The 18736-nt window shown below is 61.3% G+C and carries 16 protein-coding genes; 12 read left to right on the top strand and 4 right to left on the bottom strand.

The window, feature by feature from the left end:
• Window positions 1-9 precede the first annotated feature (9 nt).
• The 7 genes from F8G81_RS00505 (at window position 10) to F8G81_RS00535 (ending at window position 7557) form a co-directional block, all read left to right on the top strand.
• Complete coding sequence (locus F8G81_RS00505; RefSeq protein WP_267277097.1) at window positions 10-738, top strand: SDR family NAD(P)-dependent oxidoreductase; 729 nt, start codon at window positions 10-12, stop codon at window positions 736-738.
• 44 nt (window positions 739-782) lie between these two features.
• Window positions 783-1730 carry a dioxygenase gene (locus F8G81_RS00510; protein WP_267277098.1) on the top strand — a complete coding sequence of 316 codons (948 nt, stop codon included), beginning with the start codon at window positions 783-785 and terminating at the stop codon, window positions 1728-1730.
• Window positions 1727-2782, top strand: a complete 1056-nt coding sequence (locus tag F8G81_RS00515; protein ID WP_267277099.1) for a maleylacetate reductase — start codon at window positions 1727-1729, stop codon at window positions 2780-2782. The genes F8G81_RS00510 and F8G81_RS00515 overlap by 4 nt, the downstream gene beginning before the upstream one ends.
• A gap of 47 nt (window positions 2783-2829) precedes the next feature.
• Window positions 2830-3933, top strand: a complete 1104-nt coding sequence (locus F8G81_RS00520) for a zinc-dependent alcohol dehydrogenase (RefSeq protein WP_267277100.1) — start codon at window positions 2830-2832, stop codon at window positions 3931-3933.
• 12 nt (window positions 3934-3945) lie between these two features.
• A complete protein-coding gene (locus F8G81_RS00525) occupies window positions 3946-4869 on the top strand; it encodes a sugar phosphate isomerase/epimerase family protein (RefSeq protein ID WP_267277101.1) in 924 nt (307 codons plus the stop codon).
• A gap of 98 nt (window positions 4870-4967) precedes the next feature.
• Window positions 4968-5699, top strand: coding sequence for a helix-turn-helix domain-containing protein (locus tag F8G81_RS00530; protein WP_267277102.1), 732 nt, complete (start codon window positions 4968-4970; stop codon window positions 5697-5699).
• Window positions 5700-6447: 748 nt separating this feature from the next.
• A complete protein-coding gene (locus F8G81_RS00535; protein ID WP_267277103.1) occupies window positions 6448-7557 on the top strand; it encodes a Gfo/Idh/MocA family protein in 1110 nt (369 codons plus the stop codon).
• A 1067-nt stretch (window positions 7558-8624) separates the two neighbouring features.
• Here the strand turns inward: F8G81_RS00535 and F8G81_RS00540 are convergent.
• Window positions 8625-9251, bottom strand: coding sequence for a hypothetical protein (locus F8G81_RS00540; RefSeq protein ID WP_267277104.1), 627 nt, complete (start codon window positions 9249-9251; stop codon window positions 8625-8627).
• A gap of 1039 nt (window positions 9252-10290) precedes the next feature.
• Window positions 10291-11853, bottom strand: coding sequence for an amino acid permease (locus F8G81_RS00545; RefSeq protein WP_267277105.1), 1563 nt, complete (start codon window positions 11851-11853; stop codon window positions 10291-10293).
• Window positions 11854-12455: 602 nt separating this feature from the next.
• Between F8G81_RS00545 and F8G81_RS00550 the strand changes: the two genes are divergently transcribed.
• From F8G81_RS00550 to F8G81_RS00565, 4 genes are all read left to right on the top strand, one after another.
• Window positions 12456-13859, top strand: a complete 1404-nt coding sequence (locus F8G81_RS00550; protein WP_416377084.1) for a DUF6421 family protein — start codon at window positions 12456-12458, stop codon at window positions 13857-13859.
• A complete protein-coding gene (locus tag F8G81_RS00555) occupies window positions 13856-14614 on the top strand; it encodes an SDR family NAD(P)-dependent oxidoreductase (protein ID WP_267277106.1) in 759 nt (252 codons plus the stop codon). The genes F8G81_RS00550 and F8G81_RS00555 overlap by 4 nt, the downstream gene beginning before the upstream one ends.
• Window positions 14611-15714, top strand: a complete 1104-nt coding sequence (locus tag F8G81_RS00560; RefSeq protein ID WP_267277107.1) for a threonine aldolase family protein — start codon at window positions 14611-14613, stop codon at window positions 15712-15714. Before F8G81_RS00555 ends, F8G81_RS00560 begins: the two co-directional genes overlap by 4 nt.
• 253 nt (window positions 15715-15967) lie before the next feature.
• Window positions 15968-16492, top strand: coding sequence for a MarR family winged helix-turn-helix transcriptional regulator (locus tag F8G81_RS00565; protein WP_267277108.1), 525 nt, complete (start codon window positions 15968-15970; stop codon window positions 16490-16492).
• Between the two features lie 49 nt (window positions 16493-16541).
• On the opposite strand, the gene F8G81_RS00570 is transcribed toward F8G81_RS00565, so the two are convergent.
• Window positions 16542-16877, bottom strand: coding sequence for a hypothetical protein (locus F8G81_RS00570; RefSeq protein ID WP_267277109.1), 336 nt, complete (start codon window positions 16875-16877; stop codon window positions 16542-16544).
• A gap of 159 nt (window positions 16878-17036) precedes the next feature.
• On the opposite strand from F8G81_RS00570, the gene F8G81_RS00575 reads away from it, so the two are divergent.
• A complete protein-coding gene (locus tag F8G81_RS00575) occupies window positions 17037-17303 on the top strand; it encodes a hypothetical protein (RefSeq protein WP_267277110.1) in 267 nt (88 codons plus the stop codon).
• Between the two features lie 36 nt (window positions 17304-17339).
• On the opposite strand, the gene F8G81_RS00580 is transcribed toward F8G81_RS00575, so the two are convergent.
• Entirely contained in the window at window positions 17340-18596 is a 1257-nt protein-coding gene (locus F8G81_RS00580) for a D-arabinono-1,4-lactone oxidase (RefSeq protein WP_267277111.1), read from the bottom strand.
• Window positions 18597-18736: the final 140 nt, after the last annotated feature.

An 18736-nucleotide genomic window follows, 5' to 3' on the forward strand; every position in this document is an offset into this window, starting at 1 on the left:
GCGCACATCGTGAGTTCACCATCCTTTGACGGGAAGATCGCCATCGTCACCGGAGCGGCCAGCGGCATCGGCCACGCCACAGCACTGGCACTGGCCGCACAGGGTGCGACCGTCTACGGAGCCGACATAGCCGCCGGGGACGCAGCAGACGGGACCATCCAGTGGCGGCGCCTCGACGTCGCCGAAGAAGACGGCTGGAAGGCACTCACGGAAGAAGTGCTCCATGCCCACGGCCGGATCGACGTCCTGGTAAACAACGCAGGCCTGGTTGGATCGTACGACTCGATCACGGATATCGACATCCAGGACTGGCACCGGATCATCTCCATCAACCAGACCGGCGTCTTCCTGGGAATGCGCTTCGTCGCACCGGCCATGCTGGCGCAGGAATCCGGATCCATCGTGAACGTCTCGTCCATCTGGGGACTTGTCGGAGCAGCCGGCGTCGCCGCCTATCAGGCATCCAAGGGTGCCGTCACCATGATGACGAAGAACGCCTCCGCCACCTGGGCAGCGCAGGGGATCCGCGTGAACTCGGTCCACCCCGGGCTGATCACAACACCCTTGACGGAAAACCAGGATCAGGCCATTTCCGATGAGCTGATCGCCAAGACCCCCATGCACAGGGCCGGAAAGGCCAGCGAAGTCGCCGATGCGATCGTCTATCTCGCCTCCGACAAGGCCTCGTACATCACCGGCGCGCAACTCGTTGTCGATGGCGGATTCACCAGCATCTGAGCCCCACTGACCAGCCGCCCCAGCTCCAAGGAAGGAACAGCACCATGAGCACGGACCTCGGCCCGGGAACACTGACTGCCGCTGTTATCGACAGTTTCCGCAATACCCCTGATGACCGGCTTCGGACCATCCTGACCAGCCTCACCACCAACCTTCACAACTTCGTTAGGGAGATTGAACCCACGATCGAAGAATGGGAAACCGCCATCAACTTCCTGACCGCCACAGGCCGGAAGTGCGACTCCGTCCGACAGGAGTTCATCCTCCTCTCCGACGTGCTGGGCGTGTCCATGATGGTGGAAACGCTCAATGACGCCGAGACTCCGGACGCTACCGACTCCACTGTCCTGGGCCCGTTCCACATGGTCGAATCCCCGAAGCGTGAACTGGGCGAGAATGCCTCCCCGGAAAGTGAAGGAGAGATCTGCCTGGTCAGGGGGCGCATCCTCTCTGTCACCGGTGAGCCCGTCCCCAATGCCGCCATCGACATCTGGCAGGCAAATACCAAGGGCTTCTACGACGTCCAGCAACCCGGCATCCAAAGCATCGGCAACGGCCGCGGCCTGTTCACGTCCAACGCCGCCGGGGAGTTCTACTTCCGCAGCGTTATCCCCAGCTATTACCCGATCCCGACCGATGGGCCTGTTGGGGACCTTCTCCACGCGACTTCTAGGCACCCGAACAGGCCGGCGCACATCCATTTCATCGTCACCGCGCTGGGCTTCCGGCAACTGACGACCCACATCTTTGTTGCCGGCAGCGACTACATCGACTCAGACGCCGTTTTCGCCGTGAAGCAGAGCCTGATCGCCGAATTCGTGCCCAACACCTCAGAAGCCGATGCAGCCCGCTACGGGCTCACCTCACCGTTCATGGAGGCAGTGATCGACATCGTCATCCACCCCGATCTCGTCGACCCGGACATTATCAAGACGGCAGTGATGTCCTCGTCCACTGCACGGATTATCGAAGCACAGGAGAACACCCGATGAAGGATTTTCAGTACCAGGCACTTCCGATGCGCGTCCGCTTCGGAGCCGGTTCGCTTGCCTCACTTAACGACGAAGTCCTCAACCTTGGCCTCAAGCGTGTCCTGGTCCTGGCTACACCCTTCCAGGCGGATATGGCCGAAAGGGTTTCACAACAGCTGGGCGAGCTCAGCGCCGGGGTGCATGCAGAAGCTGAAATGCATGTGCCCATCGAATCCGCCCACAAAGCGCGTGAAGTAGCTGCTGCTGCCCAGGCCGACGGGTACGTTGCGGTCGGCGGCGGGTCGACAACCGGCCTGGGCAAGGCCATCGCTCTGGAGTTCGGCCAGCCCATCATTGCGGTGCCGACTACCTACGCGGGCTCCGAAATGACGCCGGTATGGGGTCTGACCGCGGACGGCGAGAAAAAGACCGGACGCGACTCCAAGGTTCTACCTACCAGTGTCATTTACGACCCCGAACTTACCGTGTCCCTCCCGGTGAAGATGTCGGTCACCAGCGGATTCAACGCCATCGCCCACGCCGTGGAAGCGCTGTACGCGCCGGACGGTTCGCCCATCATCTCCCTGATGGCCGAGGAGGGCACCCGTGCCCTGCTCGAAGCGATGCCAAAGATCGTCGAGGACCCGACCAACATCGAAGCGCGCTCCGATGCCCTGTACGGGGCCTGGCTCTGCGGAGCCACATTGGGTGCGACGACCATGTCCCTGCACCACAAGTTGTGCCACACGCTCGGCGGAACCTTCAACCTTCCCCACGCCGAAACCCACACAGTGGTGCTTCCTTACGCCCTGGCCTACAACGCCCAGCACGCCCCGCAGGCGATCGCGGCCCTGCAGCGCGCCACGGGGGCAGACAACCCGGCGGCCCACTTCCGGAAACTGAGCCTCGCCCTCGGTGCACCGTCGTCCTTGGCCGAGCTGGGCCTGAAGGAATCCGACATCGACAAGATCGTTGAAATCGCCACCAGGAACCCGTACGCCAACCCGCGGGAAGTAACCCCGGAGGGTATTCGGGAACTTGTCACTGCCGCGCTTCATGGCAGCGACGTCTAACAATCCTCGTTGCTCCTTGTTGCCTGAATCTACAGAAAGAACACAACATGTCTGAGACCGTCAACGACGTGCGAACGGCGTCCGCAGCACCTCCGCGCCGGACCGTGCCGGCCGTCCTGGTCCGCAAAGACGCCGGCGGCACCGTCACAGTCGAACCCGGCACCGCAACCGTCACCGCACCCAAGGCCACTGAACTCCTGGTCCGGCCCGCTTACGTGGGGGTGTGCGGCACCGATATCGAAATCCTGCACGGCAGCATGCCGGAATCCTTCAAGATCAATTACCCCCACGTCCTGGGCCATGAATGGTCAGGCATCGTCGTGGAAGCCGGCGCAGCTGTTGAAGGATTCCACCCCGGGGACCGCGTTCTCGGGCACGGACACCTGGGCGGCAACGACTGGTTCGGTGTCACCCACGATGGAGCCGCCGCCGAGCTGTTCACCGTCCCGGCCGACATGTGCTTCCACATCCCTGACGAGGTGGATATGCTTACGGCCGCGGTTATTGAACCCTTCGCCTGCGTATTAAACGGACTCAAGAAGATCGGCGGCATCAGTGCTGCCGACACGGTCCACGTGCACGGACTCGGAGCAATCGGCCTGAATGCAGTGATCCAGGCTGTTACCGCGGGAGCGGAAGTCGTCGTATTTGATCCCAGTCCACTTCGTCGCGAAACGGCGATGAAACTGGGGGCGGCGGCTGCCGTTAATCCGCTTGAAACCCCGGACACCACAGGTGCGGCAGCAGCAGCCATGGGGCGGCCCTTCGCCGACGTCGTCATCGAAGCGTCCGGCAACTCCGCGGCGCAAGCAGCAGCCCTTGAAAGCGCAGACCACAACGGACGCGTCCTGCTGATGGGCGTCTCCACACCAAAGTTTGCGCCTGCACGCTTGGGCCTGGTGCAGGAACGAAATCTCTTGATCACCAGCTCCACCGGGGCGCCGGTAGCAGTATGGCCCGCAGCAATCCGCTACGTGGCAAACACCCGCCTCAACCTCGGCGAGATCGTCTCCACCGTCGTCCCGTTCTCCCGCGGAGACAAAGCCCTCCAAAGGGCACAGGACTCAAGCCGGGAAACGAAGGTCATGCTTGCCCCGGATGCCACCAACGCCGACGGCGTGGCCGCCTCCTCAACCCACAAAGCCAACTAACAAAGGACGAACGTGAACGACACGAACATCATTCAGAACCGGGACCTCCTGGCCTCCTGCTGGACCTGGGCAGGAAACGCAGCACCGCTTCGGGGCGATGAGACGAGCCCTATCGACGTGCGCACCCGGGTTGAGGCTGCCGCCAAGGCAGGCTGGAAGGGACTGGGCTTTATCCACGCCGACCTACCGGAGATCGAAAAGACGATTGGTCTCAAGGGGCTCCGCCAGCTGCTGGACGACAACGGCATCATCCACGTCGAGATGGAATTCCTCGCGGACTGGTGGAAGACCGGCCCCGAACGCGAAGAATCCGATCGCTGGCGCAAGATCCTGTTCAACGCCGCAGAAATCCTCGGCGTCAAAACCATCAAGATCGGCGCCGAACTCGCACTCGAAGGCGAGCCGGCGCCTGTCGATGAAACCGCGTTCCACCAGGAATTCGACCGGCTCGCCACCCAGGCCGGGGAAGTGGGCACACGCGTAGCTCTGGAACCGATGCCCATGAACAACCTCAAGACCATCGAAATCGGCGCGAAGTTCATCAGCGAGGTCAACAACCCCCACGGCGGGCTCACCGTCGACACGTGGCACACCAGCCGCGGCGGCACCCGCTACGAAGACCTGGCCGCCATCCTGCCCATGGACAAAGTCTTCATCGTTGAGATCGATGATGCCCATAAGGACGTCAGGGGCTCGCTGTGGGAAGACACCATCAATGAGCGTCTGTACCCCGGTGAAGGTGACCTCGACACGGTTGCCTTCGTCAAAGCCATCCACAACGCCGGATGGCGCGGACACTGGGGCGTGGAAATCCTCGCGGAATCACACCGCCTGCTGCCGTTGGATCAGGCATTGGCACGCGCCCACGATTCAGCCGCGGCGACACTCGAGGCAGCGTCCCAACTGATCGCCGCGGAACAGTCCGAAAAGGTCTAACCCGAGCTAATCCGCGTAAGCCTGACCCACGCGCCACCCTGCAGGGGTGGTGCGTGGCTCACGTCTGCCACGGAGCCTCACAAGAGAAGCGGAACACCATGAGCGCACCAGCCCCCGAGGCACGATCGGACGCCGCCATCCAGCTTGGCATGCGTCTTCGTGACGCCCGGCAGAGCACCAAGCTCTCCATACGCGAGCTTGCGCGCCGTGTGGACGTCTCCGCCAGCCTCGTTTCACAGATCGAGCTGGGCCGCACAACACCGTCTGTCGGAACCCTTTACGCCCTCGTATCAGCACTGGGCTTGTCCCTTGATGCGTTACTGCAGGATGCGGGGCATTCTCCGCCCGCACGTACCAGTCTTCGGGTCGTTGAAACTCCAACCGTCGTTGAAGACGGGCAGCCTCGGTCATCCGAAGGTGCGGTGAGACCTCTGGTGCCATCTACAGGGAACAACGAACTTCCCGGACTCCTGGAAGCGAAGGACCGTCCAAAACTACGCGTCGATGGTGTCCTCTGGGAGCGACTCACCGCAGAGAACGACCCCAATGTGGAACTACTCCGAGTGACGTACGGAAGCGGCACTGAATCCTGCCCGCCCGACAACCTCATGCGGCACGGTGGACACGAGTACTTCCACATCCTTGAAGGAAGACTCAACGTGGAAGCCGGCTCCTCCGCAGGAACCCTCAAAGCCGGCGACAGCATCAACTTCGTATCCTCCGCGCCTCACCGGCTCAGCAATCCTTTCAACGAAGATTGCATCGCAATTTGGGTGGTGGTCGGCCGGCGAAGCCATCAGCAGGATAACCCGGTCTCACCGGTCGCATAGGTAAGCAATAGATACAACCATCACATGCACTCACGGAGCCTTGAAACGGAGTCCCAGTTGAATTCGTCATCCACACATAATTGGGGTCAGAAGCCTGCTGGCGAGGCGCAGCAAAGCGATGTGGCCACTCCTGCGCATTGGGGCGAGCTGTGCCCTGGTGACCACGTAAGGCTTGTTTGCGCCAAAACTTCCCACTCCGGAATTGTTGACGCGGCATCTGCTGACGGTCAGTACCTGTGGCTGCTTCTCAGCGGCGGATTCGGCCGCCGCCTATTTACTAGAGCTGAAGTTGCCAGGACTTACGTCGATCCGATGGACCTTGCCAAGCGGTCACGACCAGGGCTCTGACCTCACGAACTTCAGTGCGGTTGTAAAAGATGGCGGACCTTATGAATCTTCAGGCACGCCGGTGAGTCAGGGGACACGCCTTTCACGTCTGCTCAATTGCCGCAACACCGACCAGGCCACCCAGCACAGGAGTGAACGATGAAAATGCTGCTCAACCTTTTGTCGGTCCTCGTCGATGGCGCCGGTTACGGAGGCGATGGCCCAAAAGGTGGGTTCCCCCAGGGGGTCCTTGTTTCCTTTGCCTGGGAAGGCTGGTGGCAAGATGAGCCAGATGACGGCTCAACGCCTTAGATGACCGTGGGTCCAGCGGCCCGCCCAGGCACCGGATCTTGGTCCGTAAGTCGAACCAGGTTCAAATACAACCTCGTCCTGGTATCAGGATCCGACAGGAGACAGCACTTTGAAACCGATCACCGTAGGACTTCTCGGAATCACCCACCCGCACGCCTCCGCCCGGGTCCGCGCATTGCGCGAAATCGAGGGTGTCGAGGTGGTGGCTGCGGCAGACGACGATCCGCGATTGAAGTACTTCACGGACAAGTACGACATGGAGGCCCTCGATATCGACGGGGTGCTCCAGGATGAGCGCATCAACGCGATCATGGTGCATTCAAAGAGCGTCAATATGGTCCCGCACGCCCTGCGCGCGCTTGCGGCGGGAAAATCTGTCGTCGTGGAGAAGCCGGGCGGCGGAACCGTCGATGACCTGCTGAAGCTGGCCGAGGCGGAGACCATGGCCGCTCCGGGATTGGTAGTCCAGGTCGGCTACAACGTCCGCCTGGCGCAGTCGGTCACTCGGGCAAAGGAGCTCATAGACGCCGGGACCATCGGGAATGTGGTCAGTGTGTCGGCCAGAGGCGCAGCCCTGGCCGGCGAGCATCTCACCGCGCATCTAAACCAGCCAGCGGACATGGGAGGGGCGCTGTGGATCATCGGGTGCCACATGATCGATTCCCTGGTCAGCATGTTTGGGGTCCCGGAGTCCGTCAATGCGCGAGTGCGCAAGTCCGCGGTGCTCTCGGACGCGTCGAGCCGAGAGGACTCCGCAGCTGTGTTGCTGAATTATCCCGACAGGTCCGCTACGTTCAGCTTCGACAGCCACGACCGTCTTGAATGGTTCGAAAGCTCAGGTATATCCGTCTACGGCACCGCTGGAATGATCGAAATCGGCGTCCTTCCCCAAAAGCTGAGGATCTACGTCGAGAAGGACCGCGCCGGTTGGTCGGCTGGCTGGACCGAATGGACGCAGAGCTATTTCACTCCGCCGTTCGCCCGTACTGATGCGAACAAGTTCTCTGAGCTGCCCGAGTTGGAGAACATCAGCAATTTCCGCACGGAAATGCGCGGATGGATCGACAGCATCCGCACTGGTGCATCTGTGGTGGCACCCGTCAAGGATGCCCTTTCCGTGGCACGGATTATCGACGCCTGCTACCGGTCCGAGAAAGAGTTCGGCGCATCAGTTCAAATTGCTCACGGCGTGACCGTGGACGCGGAGATCACCTCATGACAGCCGTTCGCCGGGGAGGCCCACCGCCCGCGTCGCCCACTGATGATTCCTGCCCGAAGTGCTTAAGTGGCGGCTGCGCCCTAAACGTGAGGGGCTGCGGAGGTAAGGATTCAATTTCAGAGTTTATGTGGGTCGTGACGAATATTCTCAGGCGTGAGAAGCGATGGATGTCCTCCGAAACGCCAAGATCTGTCAACGAACGGGAATGGGAGTTCTCGCAGCTACTTCCACTTCCGTTGGTTAAAGGCCGATAACCGTGATTTCGTCAACGTGGCTGAGCTCGACAAAGTCGTTCCGGTGACCCTGTTGCATCCGCTGTTGGGGCCAATTCGGGCGATCCCGGCAGACTATTTGGGAGCCGTTAGCGTAGCTCCCCTAGCAGCAGTAGCGGTGGATAAGCCATGAAATTTTTCCCGCTTGTGGACGCTGGAACCGGGACCGCGGTCGACCGCAAATCAAGTGCCTCACTTCTGATTACCCAACCCTAGGCGCCACCTGTCAGCTTGAGGTCCGGTCCAATCTGAGCCTGCAGCGGACCGTCCACGATCTGCCGAAGTGGCTGAGCATCCCATACCCCATGATCTCCAAGTCCTGCCGCCAGTCCGCCCGCACGCGCCGGTGTCCAGAACCCGGCTGGCAGACGGATGCCAGGACGGTCATTCTAGTCCGGTGGTGCCGTGCCGGTGAGCGTCTGAATCAGGACGGTTACTGCTGTGGGGAGCGTGCGTGCCATAGATTGGGCGAGTTGGGTCCTCCAGTTCAGGTCGGCATTGGTGATTGGTGCTGGTGCAAGGGCTGACGCCGGTGCCCCCCCCGGACCGCCGATTCGGGTGGGACGGAGACTCCGAGGTTCCCCTAAACGAGTTCCAGGGCCATGGTGAAGCTGACGAGTTCGGTATCGACGGCTGCGTCGCGCAATAGCCAAAGGTTGCGGAGGCTAGGGCGACATAGTAGGCGGGTAGTCCGTGCCGCTATCCCATAGGCGATCGATCTGCTCCTTAAAGTGCTTGAACCACTCCTTGTCATCTCTGTCCAGAAGGAAGATCGGCGCACGTTCGGATTTCCCTTTAAACTCGTACATCTGGACCATGATCAACGCGTCCGGCAAGTCGACGTCCATGGCATTGATTCCGATATGTGGCAAAGTCAATAGTGCGGATTTTGACGGCGCCTTTGCCTGGTTCCAACTCTTGGGCGAGCCGCAGCGCATTCTCGATGTCGGCCTTGATGCCCTGGGCATCCTTGGTGGGATGAGTCTCGGCAATTATCCCTAACAGGCGCTCATTACTGGGGTTTGGTAAGAGTATTTGAACTGAACCGCGGTGTTCCAGGATGCGCGTGAGGTGTTCGTGCATGTTCGTTATCGTGCGTCGCATCGTTGCACCCGTGTAGAAGTAGCTGTGTGAGACGTTGGTTTGAGCATCCAAATATCTTTGCGGGAACTTGGACGAAAAGAGCTCTGTCCTTTCCCGTTTCCACGTTTTGACCTCGTCCACGACATCTGCACGATTTCTGAATTGGGATACCGCGAGCAAGCCAAGCAGTGCAACGATGATGGGGATTAGTTCCTCGTATCGCTTGCTCGTCAAGCCTGCGAACGTGAAATAGGCGGCAGCCACGATCAGGGCCCAGAAATCGATGCGCTTAAGGAATTTTTTAAGTCCATGTAGTGCCCAGATGCGAACTGCCCTCAACGCGATACCCTCATTCTGAGTTCCTGCTCCAAACGACGAAGGAGCCCCTTCTTCTGCTCATAACTGAGTGCGGGACGCTCGTATGTACTCGGCCGGATTTCATCCGATGCGTACATTGTGGCCCGTTCCGACACTGGGGGAGATGTCAGCAATAGAGTCGCAACGAACGACCTTTCCCCTATGTGCGTTTCGTGGGGGACATCTGCGGGAACCTCGTGGAACCCACTCCCGGAAACATTGGTCGTCAGAACCGGCCGAAGAAACGCTTTGCCGTGCGCGGTGAAAGTATCTTTGTCGACTAGGTAGTTGATGTCAGCAGTGTGGTATTCCGTGGTTCCGCTCACCCCGGGATCTGACGTCTCATAGAGAGTCTCGGAATAGGTCCCCACCAAGATGCGGCTGCAGAGGTGCCAAACATGAGTATGAATCGGGGCGTCGTCAGGCCGCCTAACCCGCTCAGTGTCCGGCCAAACATGGAGGCGCAGTTGTCCAAGGTCGTGATGATCGTCCACATGAAACACCGCAAAGCCGTTGGGGTGCCACCTGCTGTCCAACGAAAGCAGGTCCGTAAACGAATTGGCGAGTAGGCGATCCGCCGTGCGTTCCAGAGCAATGCGCGCCAATGCGCAAAATGCCTCATAGTCCGCATCTTCACGTATGTGTTGCATCTGCGCCCCCTATTCGCTCTACTTCGAAAGCCCTACGAATAATAGCGTCCCGGGTTGAGCTGCCGGAGTCCGGCTCGGCGGGTCGTCAGCGAAACACCGATTAGTCACGGAACAGGAGCCCTCGCAGCTACTTCTACTCCCGTGCTTTAAACGCCTGTGAGGACGTTCCGTAAAGTAAGCAGGCTAATACCACGTCTGGAGAGTCGCCTGAGGCTAGTCCGAAACCTTCCATGTTGACCCGCGCCTGCAGGCGGAAAGCCGGGTGATGTTTTCACCCGGCTTTCCTGTTGTGCGCCCAATCTCCGCGTTTAGTCGCTATATCCCGGGGCTTCCGCGGGGCCCTTTGCGCTCTAAAAGTAGCAGCAGCATGGTTATTGAGTGCCGCCCCGAGGTCCGTCCTCAAGGTCCTTTGGTCCAGTGAGATCCATTTCGAGCAGCGGCACGACTTTTGATTTGGTGATGAAGCGGTGAGTCAGCCATAGGGCGATGAAGATCGGCAGTCCAATGTAGGAGGAAAGTACCTCCAGGGTCCGTCCGGCAAGCACTGCCTCGTAGTTTTGTCCTGCGATTACCAGGATCAGCAAGGCGAAGGCCAGCAGTGGGCCGATGGGGAACAGGGATGCTTTGTATGGCAGGTCGCTGACTTTATTTCCCTGGGCGAGGAAGCCGCGCCTGAAACGGTAATGGGAGATGGCGATTCCCGCCCAGACGATGAAGCCGCACAGGCCTGACATGTTCAGCAGCCACGAGTAGGCCGCGCCCTGGCCGATGATCGCCGAGAGGAACCCGAAGAGTCCCACGGACGCGGTGGCCAGCAGGGCCGGGATCGGCACGCCGCGCGCATTGGTTCGGCCGAAGATTTTCGGCGCCATGCCGTCATGGGCCATGGCGTAAAGCATCCGGGTGGAAGCGTATAGCCCGGAGTTGCCAGCGGACAGGATGGCCGTCAGGATCACCGCGTTCATCAAGGCCGCTGCGAAGGCGATCCCTGCATTTGAGAAGACCAAGGTGAACGGGGATGCTGCGATGTCGGCTTCGCCGGATGCCAGCAGGCTCGGATCGGTGAAGGGGATCAGGCAGCCGATGATGAAGATGGCGCCGATGTAGAAAAGCATGATGCGCCAGAAGACGGTGCGGATAGCCTTTGGCACTTCGCGTCGTGGGTTCTTGGCTTCGCCTGCCGCCACGCCCACCAGTTCGGTGCCTTGGAACGAGAACCCGGCAATCATGAAGACCGAGATGATCGAGACCCAACCCCCGTGGAATACGTCTTCGCGGTTTTCCCAGTTGCTTAGTCCTGGGGAGGAGTTGCCGAGGATGCCGAAGATCATCAGCACGCCGGCGACCAGGAAGATCACCACTGCGCTGACTTTGATCAGGGAAAGCCAGAACTCTGATTCACCGAAGGCTTTCGCTGAGAGGGCGTTGAGCCCGGTCAACACCAGCAGGAAGATTCCGGCCCATACCCAGCCGGGGACCCCCGGGAACCAGAAATCCATGATGATTCCGGCCGCGACCAGCTCGGCGGCCACGGTGATGGCCCAGTTGAACCAATAGTTCCAGCCGATCGCGAACCCAAAGGACGGGGAGACGAAACGGGTGCCAAAGGACTGGAAGGAACCGGCGACCGGGATTTTGGCCGACATTTCGCCCAATGACTGCATCAGCAGGAATACCATCAGTCCGACCAGCGCGTAGGCGGCCAATGCACCGCCGGGACCTGCCTGTGAAATGGTGCCACCCGAGGCAACAAACAGCCCGGTACCGATCGCACCGCCAATGGCAATCATCTGCAGGTGGCGGCTGCTTAGTCCGCGCTTGAGCTCATTGGCGGTACCGCCGGATCTACGATCCTCCCTTGTCGCAAGGGAAGAACCGTTTTGTGCCACTTTGTCTGGCTTGATATCTGCGGAAGTTTCGTTCGTTAGCGTCATGCAACACCTCCGAAGGGCATCAGTGCGCTCCGGCTCAGGTTCCCCGTAGAGCCAGCTGCTCGGCCGGTGCAGGCATCGTCGCCTGCCGCAATGGCCCGATCATTTGTTTGCGTGTGGGAACCAAGTCCCATGGTGCCTCCGAAAAGGTAGCTGCGGTTAGGAAAAGCTTTCCGGCGCCCTGGCCGGGAAGAAGAAGGTGATCAAGCTAACACAGCAGAAGAAGGGGGCCTCGGGCGAGGCGAATGTTGCACGTCGAACACACCAAGTCCTTACGAAAAGGCAGGCATTAGGCATCGCGAGCGTAAGAATTACTGATTTAGACCAGAAAAATGAGTAAGCAGCGCTAAGGGGCTGCTACGAGAGGCGGCCTGCCCTAAGTGGCAGGAGGAGGCGAGCGGCGGGCCGTTCCGTCTTCGGTGGATGGAAGCGCAACGAGGACGCTCCTGAGTGTCTGGAGATGTGCGACCGCAAGGCCCATCTCATGCAAAGGGGCCTAGGAACCGCTCTGAGCAACAGAATCCCTTACGCATAGCACCGCCAGCTTTCACGCCTGCTTATGCATTGCTACGTTCTTCAGGAATCCCCGAACGGAAGGAACGAGCATGTCTGTAATTGCAAACCTGGAAGTGGCAGCCACCCAGGCAGAAGACCTTATGGTGCTCCCGGCATGGCAGGCTCTGAAGGCCGCCGTCATCGGGCTGCAGCAGGTTCAGGTCCAGGACGGTTCCGTTCCGGAACCAGCGGACCATAGTCAGGCGCGCCGGCATGTCGGCATCATCACTGACTCCCTCAACGAACTGCGCGCTCATCTTCCCCACGACAGCGACTACCTGGAACTGCTCGTGCAGGACTTCCAGCGGTGGGAGTCTGAGGGCTTCGCCGGGCCTGACTTCCTGGACTCGTTGGTAGCCTTCCATCCCGAGCAGTGGCGCATCGACGGGCTGCCGCACCTGGTTGTGTTCCCCATGTACACGCAAAACGGCAGCACCAACCGCTACGTTGAGGCCGTCATCGTCGAGGTTATCTGGCCTTCTTTCGTCGCTGAACTGGAGGCGGGCAACTATTCGAACAAGCTGTTTGTCCCCATCAGGTTCGTGGATTTCACACCCGGTTACGACACGAACTCTGCAGTGCTCTTCCCCGAGAGCGTTGCGGTCCGAAGCACCCCCTCGTTCACCTGGGGAGGCATATTTGCGGACCGCGAAGCTGCCCGGTTCCGCCGCGTCCTTAAAGCTGCTGCCGACGTTACTTCGTTGGACCTGCCCGCGGACGCCGCGGAACTGATCGAAGACCACCACCTCACGGAGAAAACCTTCGTGATGTGGGATCTGATTCATGATCGGACCCACATGCGCGGTGACCTGCCCTTTGACCCGTTCATGATCAAGCAGCGGATGCCCTATTTCCTTTACTCTCTGGAGGAGCTCCGCTGTGACCTGACCGCCTTCCGCGAATCAGTCCTCATCGAGCGGGATGAAACGGCGTCCGAGGACGCACGCAAGCACGCCAAGCTGGTCCAGTACGCCGTAATCTTCGACCGCATTTTCCGCTTCGCCATTACCGGGAACCGGGTCCGTAACTACGACGCCGTGGGCGGCCAGTTGCTGTTCGCCTGGATGCACCAACACCGGGTCCTGCACTGGACCGATGGAAAGTTGAGCATCGACTGGAAGGACGTCGCTGACGTGGTCATAGAGCTGGGCCGGCGCATCGAAGAACTCTACTGGCGTTCGATCGACCGGCCCAAGACAGCACACTGGCTCGCTGCCTATGAGCTGGTCTCCGAAACCCTCACTCCCCACCCGGCATCTGTGTGGGCCAAGGGACCGGAGGCGCTTCCGCTGGACGGCCCGCCGCGGGGTCTGACGGATCAGATCCTTGATGACGAATTCCCCCTGTCGATGTTCTACGAGGCACTGGAGAAGAAGATGCGCCCTGTTATTGATTCAACTGAAGGAATCACCGGTAAGAGCCCTGTGAAGACTGAGGGCGAGGCGGGCGCATGAGCCAGGATCTCTCGGGGCGTACGATCGTCGTCGCCGGTTCCACAAGCGCTGCCGGAGTGGCAGTAGTCCGCGCCCTTTCGCAGGCAGGGGCACGCGTAGCCGCAGTGGACATTCTTGAGGACCGGGTGCAGGAGCTCTCTGGTACGTACCCGAGCGTCGCCGGCTATGTCTGCAACCTCGCGGACCTGCAGGCCGTTGAGGACTTAGCGGCCTCGGTCCGGAACGATCTGGGTCCCGTGGACGGCCTTATCCACCTAGTAGGAGGGTGGCGGGGAGGTGCCGGCATCAGTGGCCAGGCGGATGAAGACTGGGACTTCCTGCATACCAGCGTCCTCACCACCCTGAGGAACACCAGCCGCGCGTTCTACGATGACCTGACTGTTTCCCCTGTGGGACGCCTGGCCATCGTGTCCGCGCAGTCCGCTTCCTCCCCAACAGCCGACGGCGCCGCTTACGCCGCCGTTAAGTCCGCGGCGGAGGCATGGACCCTGGCCGTGGCTGACGGCTTCCGGCACCCGCAAGGCGGAAAGGAAAGCCCTCTCTCCACCCAGCAGTCGGCCGCCGTGATCTTCGTCGTCAAAGCTTTGGTTGATGACCGGATGCGGGCAGCCCAGCCGGAACGGAAGTTCCCTGGTTTCACCGATGTCAGTGTCCTTGCCGACGCTGTTCAGCAGATCTTCGGCATAGAGGCAGAAAACATCAACGGGCAGCGCTTGCCCCTCACTGCCGGCCAGCTCGTGGGCCTACCGGCATGAGCGTCAGCGTTGATTCCACAGCAGGCGTCGGGCAGCTGCTGCCGGCGCGCCTGCACGACCCGACCTACCGGGGCTTCGCCTCGGACAACTACGCCGGTGCTCACCCCGAAATCATCGAAGCAGTTCAGGCGGCCAACGAAGGCCACGTCACCGCATACGGCGAAGATGTCTACACGGCCTCGCTACAAGAGCTCGTCCAGTCCCACTTCGGGACAGCTGCCACCGCATATCCGGTCTTCAATGGCACCGGTGCCAACGTTCTTGCCCTGCAAGCGCTGCTCCCGCGCTGGGGCGCTGTCATTTGCGCGGCGACAGCCCACATCAACACCGACGAAAACGGCGCCCCGGAACGCATCGGCGGAATAAAGCTCCTCCCGATCCCCACCCCCGATGGCAAACTCACCCCAGAATTGATCGACGCCGAGGCCTGGGGGTGGGGAGACGAGCACCGGGCGCAGCCGCTGGTGGTATCGATCACCCAGACCACCGAGCTGGGGACCTGCTACACGCCAGGCGAGATCCAACGGATCGCTGAACACGTCCATGCCAGGGGCATGAAACTGCACCTGGACGGTGCAAGACTGGCCAACGCTGCAGCACATCTCGGGCTTCCTCTGCGGGCGTTCACCACCGACGTCGGTGTGGACGTCCTGTCCTTCGGCGGCACCAAAAATGGGCTGCTGTTCGGCGAAGCGGTCATCTGGCTCAACCCCGAGTCCGACCCGGGCATGAGCTACCTGCGCAAGATGAACATGCAGCTTGCGTCAAAAATGCGGTTCGTCTCTGCGCAACTGATAGCCCTGCTGTCAGATGGGTTGTGGCTGCGCTCCGCCAGCCACGCCAATGAGACGGCGAAACGCCTCAGCGAAGGGATCTCCGCCATTGACGGTGTTTTCCTTACGCAAGCCACCCAATCGAATGGTGTCTTTGCCGTCCTCCCACCCCACGCAGCCGCGAAAGTCAGGGAATCCTTTCGTTTCTATGACTGGGACCATGCACGCGGGGAAGTCCGGTGGATGTGCTCCTGGGACACCACCGAAACCGATGTCCAAGCTCTTCTGGCCGCAGTGAGGAACGCCGTAACCTCCCCGGCTAACTAACAAACCACAATCAAGGAAACGTACCCGCCACCAATGGCGGGACGCTCAGCGGGAGCGGTCTCACGGGGCCGCTCCCGCACCAGCATCCCAGCCGCGAGCCCACCGTCCTGAGCCAACGCCACAGGGATCAGATGGCACAAATTAGTAAGCATACTTGCAAAAGGGATGGTAAGCATGCTTATGGTAGGGGCTGAAGCGACGCAAGAAATGGTGGTAGCTCCGCCGATTCGCCATCCACAGGAAGGCCGCGGCCATGACAGGCAGTCTTGATCCAGATGCCCGGAACAGTTACCGCTTGCTCACCGTGGCGGCGCGGCTGGTACAGCGCCGGCAGGACGATGCGCTGGCTCCGCTCGGGCTCACCCGCGCAGCGGTGATCGCGCTGGAAGGTCTTGCCGCAGGGCCTCTAAACCAGGAACAGCTCGCCGCGGTGATCCACGTCCAAAGCCAGACCCTTGGCAGGGTCCTGACCCGGCTGGAAGGCAGCGGACACATCACCCGGGCGCGGCAGGCCGCGGACCGCAGACAGTTTAAGGTGGAACTGACGGAGGCAGGAGAGGCGGCGCTGGTGGCAGCCAGGGCCGCCGAAGTCAACGCCTATCCAAGCGATCCGGACATCAGTTGGAAGGCACTCCGGGAGGAACTTACAAAATTCGTCAGTTCCTTCCCCGCAACCCAGCCCGACTCCGGCGTTGTGCCGTTCACCGGCCTTGACCACAAGGGCCGGCGGCCCGGCTGGTACGGCTCCAAGCTCCATGGCGTCGACAACAGCGAATGAGAGGTCCGGCCATCCGGCCATCCGGATCCGGCTATCCGGATCCAGCCGCTTAGGCCGTGCAGGCGTCCTTCAGTGCGGTGACTGACTCAGCCGGCACCTGGTCCCCGGCATCGGCGATCTGGCCCAACGGCGTCGTGATCTCTGCGGGAACTCCAGCTGTCTCCGCGGCGGAGACCAGCCCGCCCAGCAGGGCCTTGTCTTCAACGCTGACCAATCCGTCCTGCACCACCGCGCACACCTGTTTTTTTACTTCGTCAGCGGCGGCGGTGGCCACCTTCGATGACGCATCACTCGCGGCGGTTTCGGCGGCTTCCTGCACGGAGGCGCAGCTGGCAAGAAGCAGCATCAGGGGAAGGGCGGACAGGGTGGCAAGACGGCGATTCATCGTTCCAGCCTAACCGCTCGTCCAAATCGGCCGGTGGGCAGGGTGTTGCGGACGTGCCTGTAAATTAGTTCCGCGGGTTGCCGCCTGGCGTTAATTCAGCGTTCACCCGCCGGCTCTACGGTTTACCTCTAGCCATCACCCGTTGGGAGGGGACCCATCATGACCGATATAGCTGCTGTGCTTGGCAGGCTGTCGCCGGATGAGCTTGAAGAGCTGCGGACCATTGGGCCCCGGGGGCATCTGCCAAGACATCTGGTTGCTGCGCTGGACAGGGCGGCCGGCGGACCTGGTGCCGGACGGGGGTACTACGTTCCCACCGGAAGTGTCAGTGAGACGGGCGGTCCCCATGTGGCGCTCCGCAGCGACGTTTCACGCTGGCTCTTCCCGCCGATCCTCCATGCCGGCCAGAGTCCTGAGGACCGGTAGCCCGCGGCGCTCAGGGCGCTCGCGGCGCCCCGGGCGCTACCGGGCGCTCGCCGCGGGGACACCCAGGATGCTGTCCAGCAGGTCGTTGCGGAACTTGCCCTCCGGATCATGTGCCGCGGCCAGTGACCGGAAGTCACCGAACCTGGGGTAGAGCGCTTCCCAGTCGTGGCTGGCAGGGGTAAAGAGCTTGCCCCAGTGCGGCCGGGCGCCAAACGGACGGAGCAGGTCCTCAAGCTCCGGAAGGACAGCTTCAACCTCAGCCTGCAGCGGCTTCCAGGTGAAATGCAGGGCCACGCTCTGTTGCCGGTAGAACGGGCTCAGCCAGAACTCGTCAGCCGCGCCTGTGCGGATCTCGGACACAAACAGCAGCGGCGCCACCTTGGCCGCCAGGGTGCGTACCGCCTGCAGGGCCGCAGGCGCCTGCTCCAATGGCAGGATGAATTCGCTCTGCAGCTCTTCGCCGTTGCTGGGCGTGAACTCGTGCCGGAAATGCGGCAGGCGGTCCAGCCATGGCCCGGGTTCGTCCAGTTGGGGTGTGCACGTTTCCGCCGACATTCCGGGCAGGGGATGCCGCGCCTCTGTGGCCGCGGTGGCGCCAAAGAGCCCGGCCAGGGCAGGCTCGGAATCGAGGGCCTTCAGCCAGACCTGGTCGATGACGTCTCCCGCGTAGTCAGTGAACAGGCTGACGCTGTACGCGCTGGAGACCAGGGCGCCGAAATTTTCCAGGGCACTGTCCCACGGCAAATTTTCCAGGACGCGCTGCCGCATGTGGAAGCTCTGCCGGACGGACAGCTCCAGTCCGGTGACGATTCCCAGGGCGCCGAGGCCCACAACACTGCCCAGGAACTGGTCTCCATCCGCGGCGGACAGCGAGACCTGTTCACCCGAGGGACGCACCAGGTCGATGCGTTCGACGGCGCCGGCCAGGGAGGGGTTGTTGACTCCGGAGCCGTGGGTCCCGGTCTGGATGGCTCCCGCCACGGAAATGTGGGGCAGGGAGGCCAGGTTGTGGATGGCGACGCCGGCCCGGTCCAGCCTCCGGCACAGCTCGCCATAGCTGACGCCACCGCTCACCCTGACAGTCCGAGCCTCGGAATCCAGCTCGATTTCCTGCGGCAGTCCATCGAGGAGCACGTGGACGCCGCTGGTGTCGCCCACCCGGTTGAAGGAGTGCCGGGACCCCAGGGCCTTAACCCGGCTGGCGCCCGCCACCACCTCGGCGAGTTCCTCCACAGAGCGTGGACGGCGAATATCCGTAGAGGAGTATTCGAGGTTTCCTGCCCAGTTTTGCATTGACTCGACTCTCTGTTGGGGTGGCGTTGGCTCCATCAACAGTCAACGCTAACAATCGCGGCTGTCAAGGCTGTTCCAGCCTTGGGACCTGGTTCTGAAAGCCTTTTCAAAGATGGGGTAGCGCACCATTCTATATCGTT

It is taken from the genome of Arthrobacter sp. CDRTa11 (assembly GCF_026427775.1).
Taxonomy (GTDB): Bacteria; Actinomycetota; Actinomycetes; order Actinomycetales; family Micrococcaceae; genus Arthrobacter.